Genomic DNA, 18,453 nt, shown 5'->3' with positions numbered 1-18,453 from the left:
GAGTGGCGCAGCGGGCAGGGAGGCCCTTTACGTGAACATGCACATTGAACACCTCGTGGAGCGTAATCCGCGCGTATCCGGCCACGAGTTGCTGGACGGTTTCCGTCCGTCCGAGCGCTTCGGAGAGGTCTCCTTCGACACGTACCGGCCCGATCCTTCCCAGCCCTCGCAGGCCGAGGCGGTCGAGAAGCTCAAGGCCTTCGCTGCAGGCGTGGGTGGCGGCCAGGCCTCCGGCAACGGGTTCTTCTCCAAGCTGTTCGGTGGGGGCGGCGGCCAGAAGGGTTCGCCCGCGCAGGGCATTTACCTGGACGGTGGCTTTGGTGTGGGCAAGACCCACCTCCTGGCATCGCTGTGGCACGCGGTTCCGGGGCCCAAGGCGTTCGGCACGTTCGTGGAGTACACCAACCTGGTGGGTGCGCTGACCTTCCGCCACACCGTGGAGGCGCTCAAGGACTACAAGCTCGTGTGCATCGACGAGTTCGAACTCGACGATCCCGGGGACACCGTGCTGATGTCCCGCCTCATGCGCGAACTGGCGGACGCGGGCGTCAAGCTCGCGGCGACCTCCAACACGCTGCCCGGTTCGCTGGGCGAGGGCCGGTTCGCGGCCCAGGACTTCCAGCGCGAGATCCAGGTGCTGTCCTCCCAGTTCGACGTCGTGCGGATCGACGGCGAGGACTACCGCCATCGCGGCCTTCCCGAGGCTCCCAGGCCCCTCGCCGACGACGCCGCTCTGGACGCCGCTGCCGAGCAAGCCTTCTCGGGCAAGACCGTGGCGATCGACGATTTCGACGCGCTGGTCGAGCACCTGTCCCGCGTGCACCCGTCCCGCTACCGTGCGCTGATCGACGGTCTGGACGCCATCGTGTGGCGCGGAGTGCGCACGATTGACCAGCAGGCCGTGGCACTGCGGTTCGTGGTGTTGGCAGACCGCCTCTACGACAAGGATCTGCCGATCCTCTCGACCGGTGTGCCCTTCGACCAGGTCTTCACCGAAGAAATGATGGCCGGCGGCTACCAGAAGAAGTACTACCGCGCCGTGTCGCGTCTGACCGCGCTCGCTCGTGAAGGCGGGGAAGCGGCCTAGGTTCCGCAACGACTCTTTTCAAGCACGTGTGCATAGCAAACGGCGCCCCTCGGAAATTCATCCGAGGGGCGCCGTTCTATCAGCTGTTACTGCTCGTTGCCGCCGCCGAGCTTGTTACGCAGCGCATCCTGGCCCTTGTCGACGTGTTCCGCGTGCTGACCGCCGGTGCGGTCGTCCACGGTGTCTCCGGCCTTGTCGATGCCCTGGTCAACCTTGTCCGGGTTGTCCTCAGCGAACTGCTTTGCCTTGTCTCCAAGTCCTCCGATGTCCACCATGACGGTCTCCTTTCGGTAGATCGAGCCGCCCCGCTCGGGGCGCTGATGTGATCATCATGACCTCACAGAAGTGAATCTGAAAAGGCTTTCTCGTGAACTTCGCCGACAGAAAACAGACCGTGACAAGGGTGGGTCGGTGTGGGATTCTGCCGAGCCACCCGGGGCGTGACGTGCCGGTGACCTGGGCCATCGCCGGAACTGGGCGGTGTGGGCTACTCTTGAAGCGCCGTCGTCCCGAGCGCACGACCACGTGGCGCCCCCGGGTATTAAGACGGCCCCCTCACCAAGCGAAGGAGCCAGCGCGCGCCATGACACCTGAAAAGGTTGAACTGCTCCGCCACCCGGCGGAAGCCATCAACTGGAACCGCATTCAGGACGACAAGGACCTCGAAGTCTGGGATCGCCTGACCTCCAACTTCTGGCTCCCCGAGAAGGTGCCGCTGTCCAACGACGTCCAGTCCTGGAAGACCCTGACCGAGCAGGAACAGGACCTGACCATGAAGGTCTTCACCGGTCTGACCCTGCTGGACACCATTCAGGGCACCGTGGGTGCCGTGTCGCTGATCCCGGACGCCAAGACCCTGCACGAGGAAGCGGTGTACACCAACATCGCGTTCATGGAGTCGGTGCACGCCAAGTCCTACTCCTCGATCTTCTCCACGCTGTCGTCCATGAAGCAGATCGACGAGGCTTTCCGCTGGTCACGCGAGAACCCTTATCTGCAGCGCAAGGCCGAGATCATCATCAGGTACTACAAGGGTGATGACCCCCTCAAGAAGAAGGTTGCCTCCACGCTGTTGGAGTCCTTCCTGTTCTACTCGGGCTTCTACCTGCCCATGTACTTCTCCTCGCATGCCAAGCTGACCAACACCGCGGACCTGATTCGTCTGATCATCCGTGACGAGGCCGTGCACGGTTACTACATCGGCTACAAGTACCAGCGCGGTCTGGTCGAGGAGACCCCGGAGCGTCAGGAAGAGCTCAAGGCGTACACCTACGACCTGCTGGACGAGCTCTACGAGAACGAGATCGCCTACACCGAGTCCCTCTACGACACTGTGGGGTGGACCGAGGACGTCAAGAAGTTCTTGCACTACAACGCCAACAAGGCCCTCAACAACCTGGGTTACGAGGCGTTGTTCCCGCGCGAGATGACCGACGTGTCCCCGGCAATCTTGTCTTCGCTGTCCCCGAACGCGGACGAGAACCACGACTTCTTCTCCGGCTCCGGTTCCTCCTATGTGATCGGCAAGGCCGTGAACACGGAAGACGAGGACTGGGACTTCTAAGACCCCAGAGCTTGCTCGAGGCCCGAAAGGGCTGATGGGAGGCCCGGACCTGCAGGTTTCTGCAGGTCCGGGCCTCTTTTCGTGCCTCCATCCGAAGGACAGAGGAGAGCACAGATGAACATCAGTATCCGTTCGGTATGGCACGGGGGTGGCACGAGCGCACCTTCCAGCCAAGCGCGGGGTGGCTCGAAGCCCGAAATTTGGGGGCAGCGTGCCACCAGCTGCGTGCCACAGCGTGCCATTGGGCTCGCGTCGAGGCCCGTAAAAGGCCAGGTGAGAGGCCGGATCGAAGGGACCGCGCGACCTAGTTGTTGCGGGGCAGGAGGTTGATGTCGCGGCCGCCCGAGTACAGATGCATGCGAATCGCATATACTGCTGCTCATGGAACCCAACCTTGAAGAAGCGATCAACAAGTGGCACGCGAGCGTCAATGCCGGCGACCTGCAGCGATCTGCGCGGGCGGTCGGTGATCCGGTCGTCGTGCTCGGCCCGAAGGGCGCGGGTCCGATCACGCCTGTGCAGTTTGCCGAGTGGGTGGAGCGCTCGGGCATCAAGCTGGTCCCGCGGTCCTGGCACCCAGTCAGCGAGCGACTGATGGTTGTCGAGGAGGACGCGACCTGGCCCGAGAACGCGGAATCCACGCGAGTAGCGACGGTCTTCCGCGCTGCCGCAGGGAAGGTCACGGCTGCTCTCAGACTGCCGGACCTCAAGTCCGCTCTCGAGCTGGCCTACATCTGCCGTGAGATGGCGGCAACCGAGTGACAGACCTCGGCCCGGGACAGGTCCTGTTCCACTTCGTCAGGCACTGGTCACGTCGGTCTGTTGCAGCGGACGCGGGCGGTGAGCAGGGGCGACTCGTGCTCGTTTGCGAGGCTGTCCATGCCCTGAGTCTGCGCGCCGCCCCGGCAACGGTGAACGCGGTCGCGCAGGAGGTCGGGATCGACCAGAGCGGCGCGTCACGGTTGATCAAGAGCGCCACGGTAGCCGGGTATCTCGTCATGGCAGCGTCCGCGACCGATGGCCGACGACGGGTAGCATCACTCACCTCTGCGGGCCAGTCGATGCTGGACCAGGCGCATCGTTGGCAGGAGGAAGTGTTCGCTGCGCTGACCATCGGCTGGAGCGACCAGAAGCGCCGCGACTTCCAACAGGCGATGACCGACCTGATCGAGCGCTCCTACGCGATGGACGCATGAGCCACGCCAACGCCCCGCTCAGCATTGAGGGACGCCGCCGGCTGGTCGAGCGATGCACGACACGCCCCATCGCCCACGTGGCCGCCGAGATGGGCATCTCGCGTGCGTGCGCATCGAAGTGGGTCAACCGGTGGCGGCGTCACGGCGACGCTGGGCTGCGCGACCGCTCATCGAGCCCCCACCGGAGCCCGAACGCCACACCAGCCTGGGCCATCGAGCAGATCGAGACCTGGCGACGCGAGCACAAGTGGTCCGCTCAACGCATCACCGATGAGCTCGCCGACCTCGGGTTCACGATCAACCGCCGCACCTTCACCCGCCACCTGACCAGGCTCGGACTGGGCAGGCGAAGGTTCATCGACCCCAGTGGCGAAAAGGGACTGCCGCACGAATAGGTGACAGTTGGGGTGTCAGGCCGCGAGGCTCACGGCGGGGTTCATGATGGTCTCGTATTCGATGGGGGTCAATCGACCCAGACGGGCCTGTCGACGGCGGCGGTGATACTTGCGTTCGAGCCAGGTAACGATCGCGATCCGGAGCTCGTCGCGGGTCCGCCACCGCTTCCGGTCCAGGACGTTCTTTTGCAGCAGGGCGAAGAAGGACTCCATCGCGGCGTTGTCCCCAGCGGCACCGACTTTCCCCATCGATCCGATGAGGTGATGACGGTTCAACGTCTGCACGAATTTGCGTGACCGGAACTGGGATCCTCGGTCCGAATGCACGATGCAGCCAGCGACGTCACCGCGGCGGGAAGCGGCGTTGTCCAGGGCGTTCACCGCCAGTCGCGCCTTCATACGGTCGCTGATCGAGTAGCCGACGATCCGGGCTGAGAACACGTCCTTGATGGCGCAGAGGTAGAGCTTTCCCTCGTCGGTCCAGTGCTCTGTGATGTCGGTCAGCCACAGTTCGTTGACGTCATCGGCGGAGAAGTCCCGCTTCACGAGATCGTCGTGGACCGGCGGCCCGGGACGCTTTCCGTTCTTGCCGCGATTCTTCCCGAACACGGACCACCACTGGTTGTCCCGGCAGATGCTCCATGCCGTGCGCTCGCACATCACTTCGCCGGCCAGGAACCGGTAGCCATACTCGGGGTCGTCGACGTGGGCGTCCAGTAACGCGTTGGCGCGGTAGGCCTCAGTCAGCTCAGCTTGGGTGACCTGCTGGTGGCGCCAGCGGTAGTAGGGCTGGCGGGAGAGCTTCAGGACCCGCAGGGACACCGCGACGGGGATGCCGTCAGCGGCGAGCTCACTCACGAGCGGGTAGAACCTTTTCCCGGCAGGTTCGCCTGGGAGAGGTAGGCGGTGGCGCGGCGGAGGACCTCGTTCTCCTGCTGGAGCAGCCGGATCTGCTTGCGGGCCTCGCGCAGCTCGGTCGACTCCTCCCGTGTCCTGCCGGGCCGGTTGCCGTCGTCGATATCGGCTTGGCGGATCCATTTGTGCAGCGTCATCTCGTGGACGCCGAAGTCCTTCGCGATCTGCGCGATGGTGATGCCGTCCTCACGGGACCGGGCCACTCGCACGACGTCTTCGCGGAACTCCTGGGGGTAGGGAGCGGGCATGATGCACATCCTTCCAGGCCGCCCAACGGGCAAGCCAGATCAGATGTCACCTATCCGTGCGGCAGTCCCGGGTGGCTGAGTAATGAGGTCTATCAATCACAAGATGGTGCCAGTCTCATTGTTATTACTCGTTTCCTATCCGAAGAGGCCAAGAATAGTTGGGGGAGGACAGAACGATTTAGGCGGCACGTCGAGGCCCTCGAACCTCTGGTCCAGAACGTCACATCTATTCCGGTGACCTTCCTTGCCGCCCATGGACAGAGCGTCATGATTCAGGAATAACTGCTTTCAGCTAAGCACCAGGTCCTCTCAACGAAATATCAGTCATCACCCGGCATGATCGATCCACACCTGGCACGCACCCTGCGAGCTTGGATCCATCCGATGTCGAGAGGATGACATGTCGACGTTCACTTCCCCGCGGACCCGTTCCGCTCTCACGTCCCATGAACTGTCCGCACTGGGTTCCCTGATGCACGGTGGCGGCACCGTCGCTGAGTTCCACGTATCGCTGCTGACCCGTGTTCTGCGCGGAGCGCAGGCCTGGCATCGCGCCCATCCGGACACCAACTCGCTGTCTCGCCGCGAGAAGAAGCGGCTGGCTCGCGTGCAGCACCGGGTTCATCGCTTCGTGCCGGTCACTCAGAGTTCCGAGCCTGGAGAGAAGATCCTGGGCATGAAGGACTCTCGCAACCTGCTGGATGACTACGGGTTACTCGCGGCTGCAACCGCGGCCGCTCAGGCCTACGGGCCGTTGAAGCCGGGAATCGCCATTCGCTCCATTCGCGACGGGATCCGGCCCCGCGAACACCTGGTCGCGCCGCAGTGGCGCAGTGGATCCACGGTGGCCCTGGCCGCGTGAGGTGACCGGGCGGCGTCGTCGCCCGAAAGCGCCCGGCCGAGGAACTAAAGTAGGGCGCAGCATGAAACTTATACGTCAGCGCGAGTCCCTTGGTGCCGAGCAGGACTATCGCCGTTCCTTGTCGATTCTCGACGCCGCTCGGTCGTCGAACACCGGACCCGTCCTGCGGCTCTACCAACCCCGCCCCACGGTCGCCTTCGGTCGCCGCGACGAGCTCAACCCGGGCTTTTCACGCGCGCGAAAGGCCGCGGTCGACGCCGGATTCACACCGTTGGTGCGCCGGGTCGGAGGGCGCGCGGCCGCCTATCACGGCGGGTGCCTGATCGTGGATCACGTCGAATCCGATTCTGACCCCAAGACGGGCATCCAGGACCGATACCGCCTGTTCGGCGACATGATCGTGGCCGCCCTCGAACACTTGGACATTCCTGCGGACGTGGGGGAGATCCCCGGCGAATACTGCGCGGGGGACTACAGCGTGCACGCACCGCGCACCGCCCAGGATCCCAAGCGACCGGTCAAACTGGCGGGAACCGCCCAACGGGTAGTGGCGGGCGCCTGGTACTTCTCCAGCGTGATCGTGGTGGAACACTCCGACCCGATCCGCTCGGTCCTGACCGATGTCTACTCGGCGCTCGGTGTGGATTGGGACCCCGGAACCGCTGGTGCTGTAGATGACGTGCGCCCGGGAACCACGGTGTCCCAGGTCGAAGAGGCACTGATGCAGGTGTACGCCATGTACTCCCAGTACATGGGCTACGGATCCATCCAGAACAGTTAGGGGCACCCCATGTGCGGCCGTTACGTCATAGCCAAGACCCCGGGACAACTCGCGTTGGAATTCGATGCGGAGGTGGACGAAACCCTCGACGGGGACGACCTGCGCGCCAACTGGAACACCGCGCCCACCCAGACTGTGCCCATCCTGCTGGAACGTTTGGATGACCAGGGCACGCTGCACCGTGAGCTGCACGCGGCACGCTGGGGTCTCGTGCCCTCATGGGCCAAGGACATCACCGTGGGGTCCAAGATGTTCAACGCGCGGTCGGAAACCGTTCTTGAAAAGCCCTCGTTTCGGTCGGCCATCAAATCCCGGCGCTGCGCGATTCCGGCGGACGGTTACTACGAGTGGCTGGCTCCGGCCGATGGCAGCAAAGGCAAAGGGAAGAAGCAGCCGTACTTCGTGCACCCGCCCGAGGGCCGGATGATCTGGTTCGCGGGCATCTACGAGTGGTGGAAGGTTCCGGAGGGTCAGCTGGAGGGTGCCCGCGAGGGCCAGACTCGCTCCGGCAAAGAGGGCGAAAGCCAGTGGTTGCTGTCGTGCTCGATCCTGACATGCGAGGCACCGGACGCGGACTCCGGCAATGAGCACTTGGCTGCCCTGGGAAACCTCCACAATCGACTGCCCATGGGCATGACCAGTGACTTGGTTCCGGAGTGGATTTCCCTGGACAAGGACCGCACCCGTGACCTGGTGGCTCGGGCGATCTCGGAGGCCTACGACGTGGCCGCCCAATGGCGGATGCATCCGGTCACCAAGGACGTCGGTTCGGTGGCCGTGCAAGGCCCCCATTTGGTGGAACCGCTTAACACTCTGCTCTAAAGGCTCTCGCTGGAGCGCCACCCCGGGTCCCAACGCGCCCGAAGCCTACAGTGGACAGTGTCAGGTACAGGCACAATCCGGTAGGAGACGTCATGGTGGAACTGGGCAAGAACATCTCGGAAGACAGCCGCTGGCTGGTCGACTTCGTACGCCGCGCGGGAGCTGCCGTGATCGCGAGTAACAGCGGGACCGGTTACCCCGAGTCCGCATACGTTCACGTGGCCGCCAGTGACGCCGGCCGCATTATCTTCGGCACGAACGCGCTGTCCCGCAAGTTCACGAACATCACCTCTGATCCCCGCGTGTCGCTGGTGATCGTCAATGACGGCGCCGAGGAAGTGCAGCTCGAGGGCGAGGCAGCAGTCCTCGACGAGACTCAGGTTGCCGCCGCTGCAGAGGTGCTCTCCGCCCAGCACCCGGACTCCGCAGAGACCAGTGACCCCGAGAACATGCGTCTGCTCGAGGTCACCGTTCGTTGGGCCAGCCACACTGATGCGCGAGAAGTTCCTCCCGCGCAGCGTGAGCTGCAGCTCTAACCCGCCGGCTCAGACATCGTCGTTGTACGGAACCCAACGGTTGAAGTCCAACGTGAGGTAGAGCGCCAGGGCTGCGGAGTTGTCTTCTGCAATGCGCAGACTGACTTCTTCGTAGCCCTGGTTGTACAGCTTGGTCATGGCCTCGCGGACCAGCTGTTCCGCCAAACCGCGGCGGCGGTGCGACGACGCCGTGAACAACTCGAACAGGTACGGGGCCTTGGGTAAATCGTCGCCCTTGCGCTGCTCCAACACGATGGCCGCAGCGATAACCTTGCCGTCCTCGTCTTCGATCACGGGGGAGGCATCGGGCAGGAAAGGGCCGAACTCGCCGTCGAACACGCCCTCGATGATTTTCTGAGCGTCATCCTTGGACGTGGCGGCGGACGATGCATCGTAGGCCTGGAAGAATAGTTCCGACAGCGCCGGAATATCCTCGGCGGTCACCTGTCGACTGGGCACCGGGTTAGTGCTGCTGGTCTCCGACGTTTGTGCGATCAGGGTGATGGTTCCACTCATCTTGGCCTCCATATGGGTCAAGGGCCGGTGCGGCCTGTCATTCGTCACACCAGAGTATCGGAGAACCGGGTAGCGGGGATCACTGCCGCAAGGTCGTCACTGAATTGTTGAAGAATCTTTATCTACGTCCGCGTGATTGAGCTGAAGCGGCGGGGCATCGTTAAGGAGTTCGCTGATCCCGTAGTGCTTGGCCCAGTAGGCCAGGGACCACGTTTTGGCCAACTGTAACGCGGCGTCGAACGTGCGGGCATGACCTTCACGGGCGCATGGAGAATTTGGCTCGACGAAGGAGACGAGCCATTTGAGCGTGCGCCAGCGATGAAACGCCACGGCGCGAATATCGACTTGGGGCAGCTCGTCGTGAGGGAAATTGGGGGTGCAATCAGGGGGCAGGGATTTCATGAGGCATGAGACCTTGGGGGATTTGGGGGGAATCTCAAACAACCGTGGCTTGATAGTACTGCCAAGTAGGAAGCAATCGAAATAAGTCTTCCTCATGTCAAATCGTGTCCAGGATATGAACCGCCCCGGCACAGCCTGGCCATGGTTATGGGTCACGGGCTGATGCGGGGACTACCGTTGACGGTAAGCGCACGACATCCGGGGTCCAGCTCCCGGAGGACACCCAGGAGAAGGAGACCTCATGTCGACACCGGAATCCACAGTTGCGGGACAGTCAGCACCGGAACTCGAGACCGCCGACATTTGTCAGAAGTTGATTCGATTCGACACCACCAATTACTCCAGGGGTAACGCCAAGGGCGAGCGAGCCGCCGGTGAGTACGTGGCAGAACTGATCAGTGACGTCGGCCTGGAACCGCAGTACTTCGAATCCGCCCCCGGCCGCGCCAATGTGTTCACCAGGATCGAGGGCACCGACCCCTCTGCGGATGCGCTTCTGGTCCACGGGCATCTGGACGTGGTACCGGCGCTTGCAGAGGACTGGTCCGTTGATCCCTTTGCGGGAGAGGTCAAGGACGGCATGATCTGGGGCCGCGGTGCCGTGGATATGAAGGACATGGACGCCATGATGCTCTCTGTCATGCGCCACATGGCCCGCACCGGAGACCGACCCAAGCGCGACATCGTGTTCGGATTCTTCGCGGATGAGGAAGCCGGCATGAGCTACGGCTCCAAATGGGTCACGCAGAACCACCCGGAACTCTTCGACGGCGTGACCGACGCGCTCAGTGAAGTGGGCGGCTATTCCGCCAACATCGGAGGCCGGCGTGCCTATCTGCTGCAGACCGCTGAGAAGGGCCTGATGTGGCTCAACCTGATCGCCAAGGGCGAGGCCGGCCACGGGTCCGGTCTGCACGAGAACAACGCGGTCACCCGACTGTCACGGGCCATGGCCAATATTGGTGAGTACACGTGGCCGATCGAGTTGACCAAGACCACCCGGGCGTTCCTGGACGAGGTGACCGAACTGACCGGGGTGGAATTCGACCCGGAGAATCCCAAGCGGCTGCTTGACGAACTCGGCCACGTGGCGCGGTTCGTGGGCTCAACGCTGCAGACCACCGCCAACCCCACCATGTTGGACGCCGGTTACAAGACCAACGTGATTCCCGGTTCGGCCCAGGGCACCATCGACGTGCGTTACCTGCCCGAGCAGCGCGATATCGTCATGGAGAAGCTCAAAGAGCTGGCCGGCGAGGGCATCACGTTCGAGGCCGAGTTCGAGGACATCGGCCTGGAAGTACCGTTCTCTGGCAACGTGGTGGACGCCATGGTGGACTCGCTCAAGGCCGAGGATCCGGACGCCGTGGTGCTGCCCTATATGCTCGGCGGCGGAACGGACAACAAGTCGCTGTCGCAGCTCGGTATCACCGGCTACGGCTTTGTGCCGTTGCAGCTGCCGGACGAATTGGATTTCACCGGTATGTTCCACGGCGTGGACGAGCGCGTGCCGGTCGCATCATTGGAGTTCGGCTCGCGTGTCCTGCACCGCTTGCTGACCAATTACTAGGAGCACTTCGTGGGGGAGAATTCCGGAAGCACCAACCCGACAACGGGTGAGGGCCGGCGCGGTGGCCTGACCCGGCGCCGGGCAATTATCACGGCCGCCGGCGTGGTGGCCGCGGCCACGGCCGTGGGAGTCGCGACCCAGATTCCCGAATGGCTCGAGGAGGAACCCACGGACGAGGGCCTCGCAGCGGACCGGATCTTCGACGCCAACATCAATGGGCGCGGGCTCGGCGGCTACGCCAAGTTGATTCCGGACGAGAATCGGCAGGGCCTGGGCTACCACTTGGTTCCGGACCCAGTGGGTGGCGGGCGACAGGTGGCGCGTTTCACGTCCGTTCCCGGGTTGACGCTGGGCAATGAATTTCCGCGCTCCATGGTGGAAACCGAGCCGATCATCAAGGCTGCCGCGCACGGCAACGACAACGACGTGTATTTCAACGGGTTCTCGGTCTACGTCCTGGACGGCGATTTCGATCAGGACACGTGGATCACGCTGTTCACCGGCGGTTACGGTCCGCCGGCCAACGGTGCGTCCCTGCTCGGTCTCATGTTGGTGCGACACCCCGAGGGCGGTCTCATGTTCCGAATGGGCGATGATCCCGAACTGCTCGGCGATCATGTGCGGGTGCCCACCGGACGCTGGGTGGGCGTGATTCAGGCCTATAAATACGCGTACGCGAGCAACGGCGGTTGGGTCGAAATGTGGATCAACACCGGCGGACAGTGGCAGCAGGTGCAGATCAACGGTGAGAACCAACCCACGCTGGACGTCATGCGCCCCAATGTCACGGACGGCTGGTACCGGGACGCCTCCGTACCGGCCTCGTTCTCGCGCATCGGCGTGTACGGCAACAGGCCCTACGAAGCCTTCTTCGCAACCCACCGCATTGCGCGCAGCTTTGACGCCGCCGATCCACTGCGCTGACCACGACCACTCAATTTTCGACTTGGAGGAGACCAGTTGACCACGATCCAGGACGTGCTTCCCGAGGACATGCTCGCAACCTTCCGTGACCGCGCGGCCGGCTACGACGAGCGCAACGAATTCTTCACCGAGGATTTCGAGGATCTTCGCGCCGCTGGTTACTTACGTCTGCTCGTTCCCGAAGAATTCGGCGGCTTGGGCTTTTCCCTTGCCGACGCCGCTCAGGCCCAGCGCCGCTTGGCCGCCGCGGCGCCGTCGACGGCCTTGGGCGTCAACATGCACCACGTGATCGTGGGCATCGCCCGCACGCTGTGGCAGCGCGGGGACGATCGTGCCCGCGCGATCTTCGACCAGGTCGTGGCGGGCGAGGTGTTCGCGTTCGGGATCTCGGAGGCCGGCAACGATTCCGTCCTGTTCGACGCGACCACGACCGCCGATCCGGTGGCCGACGGGTTGAGCCTGCGCGGCACCAAAATTTTCACGTCGCTCTCGCCCGCGTGGACGCGGCTCCTCGTCCATGCCCGCCGCACCGATCGCGACGACGACGCCCCTGACGCCCTCGTGTTCGGCATCCTCGAGCGCGGCGCCGAGGGCATTGGGATCAAACAGGATTGGGACGCGCTGGGCATGCGCGCCTCGCAATCGTGCACCACGGTGCTCGACGGCGCTGTGCTGGCACCCGGGCGAGTGCTCACCGAAATTCCCGTGGGGCCTTCGCCCGATCCGGTGGTGTGGGGAATTTTCGGGTGCTTCGAACTGCTGCTGGCCTCCGTGTACACGGGGATTGCGGATCGGGCCATCGAGGTGGCCGTGGAGATCGTGAACAAGCGCAGGTCGCACGCGCGCGGGGCCAGTTACGCCACGGACCCGGATATTCGCTGGCACATTGCCGAGGCAGGGATCCTGCGCGACGGTGTGGAACTCCAACTGCGCCAGCTCACCTCCGACATGGACTCGGTGGGCACCGACCACGAGGTTCAGCACGGTGCCCGCTGGTTCATCCTGTTCTCCGGCCTCAAACACCGGTCCACCGAAACCGCACGGCAGGTCGTCGATCTGGCGCTGCGTTCCAGCGGTGGTTCGCAGTTCCGCCGGGGGAGCGAACTGGAACGGCTCTACCGTGACGTGCTCGCCGGGATGTATCACCCTTCGGACAACGAATCCGTGCACGCAGCCACGGCCAAGTCGCTACTCGGGCCGGTTCAGACCGATTGAGCGCGTGCCTCTTGGGTGAGGTTGCGCGTGGACTGTACCGAGCGGCGTCGTCGAGCAGGATCAGAACGTGCGTTCGACGCGAATGATCCGGCGGCGCATCACGTAACGGCGAGCACCGCCGTAAAGTACAGCCGAACGCGTGAGTTCCCACTTGCCGTACTCGGCGTGCTCCCGGACTCGTGCCCGCGCATCGGCAACGTGTTCCCGCGGGGCCACCGTGAGGGTGAGGTATTCGTACCTGTCGTCCCTGCTGGCCACGGGGTGCGAGCGCGCGGACGTGATCTCGGACAATCGTTGTTCTTTCATTGCTCCCATTCTGCCTCGATAACGACTAACGTCTACCCCATGAGCAATGATCCTCGCGCCGCCCTGCAAACACTGGTCAACGCGTTCGAAGAACACTTGGCCGCCGCCGCAAATCGACGTTCGGACAACGACCCCGCCGTGGACGGGGCGTACCTGTCGATTGCCGATGCCTTCGACGCTTACGAAGAGGCCCTCTACGAGGCCTACGACGAAGTCACCCCCCTCACCGTGTTCGCTGAGGACGAGGACGACTCGGACGATGATGATGATGATGACGACGACGATTACGACGAGGACCTCCTCGAAGACAACGAGATGATGGACGAAGATCTCGTGGACGAGGACGACTACGACGATGATGACGACAATGGTTCGTCGAATTCATCTCGCCGCTAGGACATAGCCGGCGGTTATACCCCACTCTGTGGGCGGAAGAGGGCTCACGTGTTGTAGAACACGTGAGCCCTTTCCTCACCCATTTTTCAGCTCCGGGTGCCGTACAGTTGTCGCGTGAACTGGATCGAAGCAATCATTCTGGGAATTGTCCAGGGCCTGACTGAATTCTTGCCCGTATCCTCATCGGCGCATCTGCGCATCGTGGGCGAGTTCTTGCCCAACAGTGCGGATCCGGGTGCCGCCTTCACGGCGATCACCCAGCTGGGTACGGAAACGGCCGTGGTGATCTTCTTCTGGCGAGACATCGTGCGGATCATCAAGCACTGGTCGTTGTCACTGGTCGGCAAGGTCTCCCGCAAGGACCCCGATGCCCGTATGGGCTGGTTCATCATTCTGGGTTCGTTTCCGATTGCGATCCTCGGTCTCCTGCTCGAGGACTACATCGACAGCCAGTTCCGATCACTGTGGATCACCGCGTCCATGCTCGTGATCTTCGGTTTGTTCCTGGCCATCGCGGATCACGTGGGTAAGCAGGAACGCGTCCTGCAGGACCTCACCGTCAAGCACGCCATCGGCTTCGGTCTGGCGCAGGCGCTGGCCTTGATCCCCGGGGTGTCCCGCTCTGGCGGCACCATCACGGCCGGTCTGCTCATGGGGTACACCCGCGCGGCCGCCGCCCGTTACGCCTTCCTGCTGGCCATTCCCGCGGTCTTCGCCTCCGGTCTGTACAAGCTGTACAAGGCGATGACGGGGCAGGAACCAGAGGGCATCTACACCATGGGCCAGACGCTCGTGGCCACCGGCATCGCCTTTGTGATTGCCTACGTGATCATCGGCTGGTTCATGCGCTACATCTCTGAGCGCAGCTACAACCTGTTCGTCTGGTATCGCATCCTGCTCGGCGCCGGAATCTTCGTGCTGCTGGGCACGGGTGTGATCAGCGCCTGATCGCCGCTTCCACCCCACCGGGGGAATAGGGCGCCGGAGGCGCCCGTTGAACTCTTGAGTGACCGATGTCCGTGAACAAAAGGTGAGTATGAAGTCCTGGTCTGCCCGTCCCGTTCCCGAATTGCCCGGAACAGCCCCCACACCCTCGGTCTACGACTCTCGGCAGCAACGGATGGTCCAGCTGCCCGCTGGATCCGAAGTGGGACTGTACGTCTGCGGCATCACGCCCTACGACGCGACCCACATGGGCCACGCCGCCACTTACGTGTCCTTCGACCTGCTGCACCGCGCCTGGGACGACGCCGCTCAGCACGTCACGTACGTCCAGAACGTCACCGACGTGGATGACCCCCTGCTGGAACGTGCCGAGGCCACGGGTGTCGACTGGCGGGACCTCGCCGAAGAACAGACCGAATTGTTCCGTACGGACATGAGCGCCCTGAACGTCATTCCGCCGGCGCATTATGTGGGCGCCACCGAATCCGTCGAATGGATCGTTCCTGCTGTGGAGGGACTCATCGAGCGTGGCTTGGCCTACCGGGTACCCGGGGGCGTGGACGAGGACGGCGCGGCTCAACCGGCTGGCGACGTGTACTTCGACGTCAACGCCGCCGCGGAGCTGAAAGAAACCGACCCGGATGCCTGGGTGGTCGGTGATGTGTGCGGTCTGACCCGCGAAGAAATGCTGCCGCTGTTCGCCGAACGCGGGGGAGACCCCGAACGCGAAGGTAAGCACGATGTGCTCGACCCCCTGTTGTGGCGCGTCAACCGCCCCGGTGAACCCGCATGGGACGGTGCCTCGCTGGGCGCCGGTCGCCCCGGGTGGCACATCGAATGTTCCCTGATCTCCCTCAAGTACCTGCCCACTCCGTTCACGGTGCAGGGCGGCGGTTCGGACCTTGCCTTCCCGCACCACGACATGGGTGCAGGCCACTCCTACGCGCTGTCGGGCAAGCCCATGGCCGAGCACTTCGTGCACACGTCCATGGTGGGACTCGAGGGCGAGAAGATGTCCAAGTCCAAGGGCAACCTGGTGCTGGTCTCCAAACTGCGCGAACAAGGCGTGGACCCGGCGGCGATCCGCCTGGCAATCCTGGCGAATCATTACCGCACGGACTGGTTCTGGACCGATGACCTGCTCGCGGACGCCAAGCGCCGTCTGGCCTCGTGGCGCGAGGCCGCGGCCAAGCCGGAGACCGCCGGTGCGGAGGACCTGCTCAAGGCCGTCCGCGCCGCCCTCGCCGATGACCTCAATGCGCCGGCCGCGCTGATTGGCGTGGACGCCTGGGCCGCTCGGAACAAGGGCGGTGCTGCCGCCCGCGGCGCCAACGCGTCCGCGGAGGATCGTCAGCTGGCCGTGGATCTCATCGAATCCCGCTTGGGAGTCGTGCTCTAGGCCCCCGATCCACTCGTTCGTCGACACAACACAACGGCGGCGGTTCCCCGGACAGGGAACCGCCGCCGTTGTGTCGTGTCCGGGACGTGACCCGAAGCGCGGGTGACCGTTGCTACCCGCGGTCGTCGCGGCGTCGTAAATAGCGCTCGAACTCGCGGGCAATCGCGTCACCGGTGGCCTCGGGGAGGTCCACGGTGTCCTTGGCCTCTTCCAACTGGCGCACGTAGGCGGCCACCTCCGGGTCCTCTTCGGAAAGTTCATTGACGCCGCGTTCCCAGGCCTCCGAATCCTCCACGATCGGTTCCACGGGCAGTGAAATGCCCAGCAGTTCCTCCAGCTGCCGCAACAGCGCAAGTTCGGCCTTGGGCGACGGGGACTGTGCGACGTAGTGCGGGACGGCAGCCCACATGCTGATCGTGGGGAAGCCGGCGCGCGCAGCCATGTGCGAGAGAACGCCCACGATGCCGGTGGGGCCTTCGTACTGGGGTGCCTCGATATTGAGTTCATCGCGCAGCTCTTCGGTGTCCGAAGTCAGCGTCACCGGAATGGGACGCGTGTGGGGGACATCGGCGAGTAGCGCGCCGATCATGACCACGAAGTCCACGTCCAGAGTGGTCGCCTGTTCGATCAGCTCAGCGGTGAAGGTGCGCCATTTATAGGACGGTTCCCAGCCGTGCAGGAACACCAACTCCAGATTGGTCCCGGGAACCGGTGCCTTGAACAGTTTGGTGGTGGGCCACTGCAGCTTGGGCTCACCGCTCAGACCACGGCGCACAACGGGCCGGGAGTACTGGTAGTCGTAGAAATCGTCCGGGGACACCTCGAAGACTTCGCGCGCACCGTAGTGCTCGCTCATCAACTTGAGGGCGTCGGTCGCGGCATCACCGGCATCGTTCCAGCCCTCGAAGGCCGCGATCATCACGGTGACCTTCTCGGTTTCGTCGCCGTCGCGGACCACGCCGAAGGGGCCGACCTGCGGTTGCGAATTCTTCTCGTCAAACGTACTCACCGTTCCACTGTACGGCGAGCGGGGATGCAGTACCACGAGCGGTGATTCAGCGGCCTCACCGGCTGCCCGCTTAGCATGGGCGCATGCACTTCGAACGCGCCACACACCATGCCCGCCCGACCGAGCGGGCGTTCGGATGAGCGGGGGTACCGCTGCCCGCCGAGGACTCCGTCTGGGCCGCATCGGTGGGGTGGACGTTCACCTGGATCGCTCGTGGTTCGTGATCGCCGTCCTGACCGTGGTGCTCTACGGGCCCATCCTGTGGCGGATCTACCCAGAGCTGGGCTGGATCAATCTGGTCATCGCCTTCGGGTTCGCCGTGGGACTGGCCTTCAGCGTGCTGGTCCACGAGGTAGCCCACGCGCTCGTGGGGCGAGCCGCCGGCTGGCCGGTCGGGCGCATCGTGCTGACGCTGATGGGTGGCCACACCACGTTCGGCGCCGTGCGTGCCTCACCGGGATCCACCGCGTTGGTGTCCTTGGTGGGACCGATGGCCAACATCATCCTGGCGGGCATCGGCACCGCCGTCATGCTCCTGGCCCCCGCCCAGAACGCTGGACCCGGATGGGCGCTGCTGCAACTACTGGTGTTCGCCAACTGGATCCTGGGACTCTTCAACCTGCTGCCCGGGCTGCCACTGGACGGTGGGCGCGTAGTTGAGGCGCTCATCTGGCGGCTCACCGGGTCGGAGAGCAAGGGAACCGCCGTGGCGGCGTGGAGCGGCCGCGGCCTGGCCGCCCTGATCGTGGTGTGGATTGTGTGGCAGCGACTCTGGACTTCGCCCATCACCCTGCTCATCATGCTCATGATCGCGGCGTTCATCTTCATGGGAGCTTCCCAAGCCCTCAAACAGGCCAAGGTGCTGGGGCGGGTCCACCCCTTGCGCGCAGCATCGATTGCGCGACCCGCATTCGAATTCTCACCGGACCTGCCGCTGTCAATGGTGGACACCTCCGTCTTGGCCGCCACGAGCCAGGGCTACAGCGGGTGGACTCCCGACGTCGTGGCGCGCGACGCGGCCTCGGGTCACCTGGGGGTGCTCAGCCCGCAACGAGCCGCCACGGTTCCGGCTGATCTACGCGGTAGTACTCCGGTGGGAAACGTCATGGAATGGGCCCCCGCGGAGGCTTCCGCGCCAGCCGACGAGCGCGGTGACGATCTGTTGCGACACCTGGAGATCAACGGGTTCCCGTGGGTGATCGTGCTCGATCCAGAGCGATCCGTGGTGGGCGTGGTGCACCATCAAGATCTTGCCCGCCACATCATGGGGCGATGAGGGCTCTCACGGTTCACGGTGAGACAATGACAGATAGTGACCGGAGCGCCACGCGCGCCAGCCCCTGATGAACACCACATCGCACCTTT

At 63.9% G+C, this 18,453-nt stretch carries 21 protein-coding genes and 1 pseudogene; 16 read left to right on the top strand and 6 right to left on the bottom strand.

The genetic code is table 11. The features are described from left to right. Positions 1–37 precede the first annotated feature (37 nt). Entirely contained in the window at positions 38–1,087 is a 1,050-nt protein-coding gene (gene zapE / locus EWV37_RS11370) for a cell division protein ZapE (protein ID WP_129701720.1), read from the top strand. Between the two features lie 86 nt (positions 1,088–1,173). Here zapE and EWV37_RS11365 read toward each other — a convergent pair whose 3' ends face one another. Further along, positions 1,174–1,362, bottom strand: a complete 189-nt coding sequence (locus tag EWV37_RS11365; protein WP_129701667.1) for an antitoxin — start codon at positions 1,360–1,362, stop codon at positions 1,174–1,176. 308 nt (positions 1,363–1,670) lie between these two features. On the opposite strand from EWV37_RS11365, the gene nrdF reads away from it, so the two are divergent. The 4 genes and pseudogenes from nrdF to EWV37_RS11345 all read left to right on the top strand — a co-directional run. After that, the gene (gene nrdF / locus EWV37_RS11360) at positions 1,671–2,651 is read left to right on the top strand and encodes a class 1b ribonucleoside-diphosphate reductase subunit beta (RefSeq protein ID WP_129701664.1); all 981 of its coding nucleotides are present in this window, start codon (positions 1,671–1,673) and stop codon (positions 2,649–2,651) included. A 381-nt stretch (positions 2,652–3,032) separates the two neighbouring features. Then, complete coding sequence (locus tag EWV37_RS11355; RefSeq protein WP_129701662.1) at positions 3,033–3,413, top strand: hypothetical protein; 381 nt, start codon at positions 3,033–3,035, stop codon at positions 3,411–3,413. Positions 3,414–3,508: 95 nt separating this feature from the next. Beyond that, on the top strand, positions 3,509–3,847 hold the full coding sequence (locus EWV37_RS11350; protein WP_202976214.1) for a MarR family winged helix-turn-helix transcriptional regulator: 339 nt from the start codon (positions 3,509–3,511) through the stop codon (positions 3,845–3,847). After that, positions 3,844–4,221: pseudogene (locus EWV37_RS11345) on the top strand (helix-turn-helix domain-containing protein); the annotation flags it as partial. The gene EWV37_RS11350 and the pseudogene EWV37_RS11345, both read left to right, overlap by 4 nt. A 36-nt stretch (positions 4,222–4,257) precedes the next feature. Here the strand turns inward: EWV37_RS11345 and EWV37_RS11340 are convergent. Continuing rightward, positions 4,258–5,405, bottom strand: a protein-coding gene (locus EWV37_RS11340) for an IS3 family transposase (protein ID WP_238663226.1) whose coding sequence is annotated in 2 segments (ribosomal slippage) — positions 4,258–5,118 and positions 5,121–5,405 — 1,146 coding nt in all. Because the reading frame shifts where the segments join, the coding sequence is not laid out codon by codon here. A gap of 400 nt (positions 5,406–5,805) precedes the next feature. Between EWV37_RS11340 and EWV37_RS11335 the strand changes: the two genes are divergently transcribed. The 4 genes from EWV37_RS11335 (at position 5,806) to EWV37_RS11320 (ending at position 8,406) form a co-directional block, all read left to right on the top strand. Next, a complete protein-coding gene (locus EWV37_RS11335) occupies positions 5,806–6,267 on the top strand; it encodes a hypothetical protein (protein ID WP_129701660.1) in 462 nt (153 codons plus the stop codon). Between the two features lie 61 nt (positions 6,268–6,328). Then, the gene (locus EWV37_RS11330; RefSeq protein WP_129701658.1) at positions 6,329–7,048 is read left to right on the top strand and encodes a lipoate--protein ligase family protein; all 720 of its coding nucleotides are present in this window, start codon (positions 6,329–6,331) and stop codon (positions 7,046–7,048) included. A gap of 9 nt (positions 7,049–7,057) precedes the next feature. After that, positions 7,058–7,870, top strand: coding sequence for an SOS response-associated peptidase (locus EWV37_RS11325; RefSeq protein WP_129701656.1), 813 nt, complete (start codon positions 7,058–7,060; stop codon positions 7,868–7,870). Positions 7,871–7,962: 92 nt separating this feature from the next. Next, entirely contained in the window at positions 7,963–8,406 is a 444-nt protein-coding gene (locus tag EWV37_RS11320) for a pyridoxamine 5'-phosphate oxidase family protein (protein WP_095798078.1), read from the top strand. A 9-nt stretch (positions 8,407–8,415) separates the two neighbouring features. On the opposite strand, the gene EWV37_RS11315 is transcribed toward EWV37_RS11320, so the two are convergent. Continuing rightward, entirely contained in the window at positions 8,416–8,922 is a 507-nt protein-coding gene (locus tag EWV37_RS11315; RefSeq protein ID WP_238663225.1) for a GNAT family N-acetyltransferase, read from the bottom strand. A gap of 96 nt (positions 8,923–9,018) precedes the next feature. Next, entirely contained in the window at positions 9,019–9,324 is a 306-nt protein-coding gene (locus EWV37_RS11310) for a hypothetical protein (protein ID WP_129701654.1), read from the bottom strand. Positions 9,325–9,565: 241 nt separating this feature from the next. Here EWV37_RS11310 and EWV37_RS11305 point away from each other — a divergent pair, with 241 nt between their 5' ends. Genes EWV37_RS11305 through EWV37_RS11295 form a run of 3 tightly spaced genes read left to right on the top strand, consistent with a single transcriptional unit; the run spans position 9,566 to position 13,033 of the window. Continuing rightward, positions 9,566–10,894 carry a M20/M25/M40 family metallo-hydrolase gene (locus tag EWV37_RS11305; RefSeq protein WP_129701652.1) on the top strand — a complete coding sequence of 443 codons (1,329 nt, stop codon included), beginning with the start codon at positions 9,566–9,568 and terminating at the stop codon, positions 10,892–10,894. Between the two features lie 9 nt (positions 10,895–10,903). Next, complete coding sequence (locus tag EWV37_RS11300; RefSeq protein WP_129701650.1) at positions 10,904–11,818, top strand: polysaccharide lyase family protein; 915 nt, start codon at positions 10,904–10,906, stop codon at positions 11,816–11,818. Between the two features lie 36 nt (positions 11,819–11,854). Beyond that, entirely contained in the window at positions 11,855–13,033 is a 1,179-nt protein-coding gene (locus EWV37_RS11295) for an acyl-CoA dehydrogenase family protein (protein WP_380097173.1), read from the top strand. 60 nt (positions 13,034–13,093) lie between these two features. On the opposite strand, the gene EWV37_RS11290 is transcribed toward EWV37_RS11295, so the two are convergent. Then, the gene (locus EWV37_RS11290) at positions 13,094–13,339 is read right to left on the bottom strand and encodes a DUF5703 family protein (RefSeq protein WP_095798073.1); all 246 of its coding nucleotides are present in this window, start codon (positions 13,337–13,339) and stop codon (positions 13,094–13,096) included. Between the two features lie 39 nt (positions 13,340–13,378). On the opposite strand from EWV37_RS11290, the gene EWV37_RS11285 reads away from it, so the two are divergent. From EWV37_RS11285 to mshC, 3 genes are all read left to right on the top strand, one after another. Continuing rightward, positions 13,379–13,735 carry a primosomal protein gene (locus tag EWV37_RS11285; protein WP_129701648.1) on the top strand — a complete coding sequence of 119 codons (357 nt, stop codon included), beginning with the start codon at positions 13,379–13,381 and terminating at the stop codon, positions 13,733–13,735. 114 nt (positions 13,736–13,849) lie between these two features. Next, entirely contained in the window at positions 13,850–14,683 is an 834-nt protein-coding gene (locus EWV37_RS11280) for an undecaprenyl-diphosphate phosphatase (RefSeq protein ID WP_095798071.1), read from the top strand. 88 nt (positions 14,684–14,771) lie between these two features. After that, positions 14,772–16,079, top strand: a complete 1,308-nt coding sequence (mshC, locus tag EWV37_RS11275) for a cysteine--1-D-myo-inosityl 2-amino-2-deoxy-alpha-D-glucopyranoside ligase (RefSeq protein ID WP_095798070.1) — start codon at positions 14,772–14,774, stop codon at positions 16,077–16,079. A gap of 112 nt (positions 16,080–16,191) precedes the next feature. Here the strand turns inward: mshC and EWV37_RS11270 are convergent, their stop codons facing one another. Beyond that, positions 16,192–17,088 (bottom strand): PAC2 family protein, encoded by an 897-nt coding sequence (locus EWV37_RS11270; protein ID WP_095798069.1) that lies wholly within the window; start codon positions 17,086–17,088, stop codon positions 16,192–16,194. A gap of 136 nt (positions 17,089–17,224) precedes the next feature. Here EWV37_RS11270 and EWV37_RS11265 point away from each other — a divergent pair, with 136 nt between their 5' ends. Beyond that, on the top strand, positions 17,225–18,364 hold the full coding sequence (locus tag EWV37_RS11265) for a site-2 protease family protein (protein ID WP_095798068.1): 1,140 nt from the start codon (positions 17,225–17,227) through the stop codon (positions 18,362–18,364). Positions 18,365–18,453: the final 89 nt, after the last annotated feature.

The organism is Kocuria carniphila (genome assembly GCF_004136555.1).
Taxonomy (GTDB): domain Bacteria; phylum Actinomycetota; class Actinomycetes; order Actinomycetales; family Micrococcaceae; genus Kocuria; species Kocuria carniphila.
The sequence above is the reverse complement of the archived record's forward strand: the minus strand, read 5'-3'. Positions and strand labels throughout refer to the sequence as shown.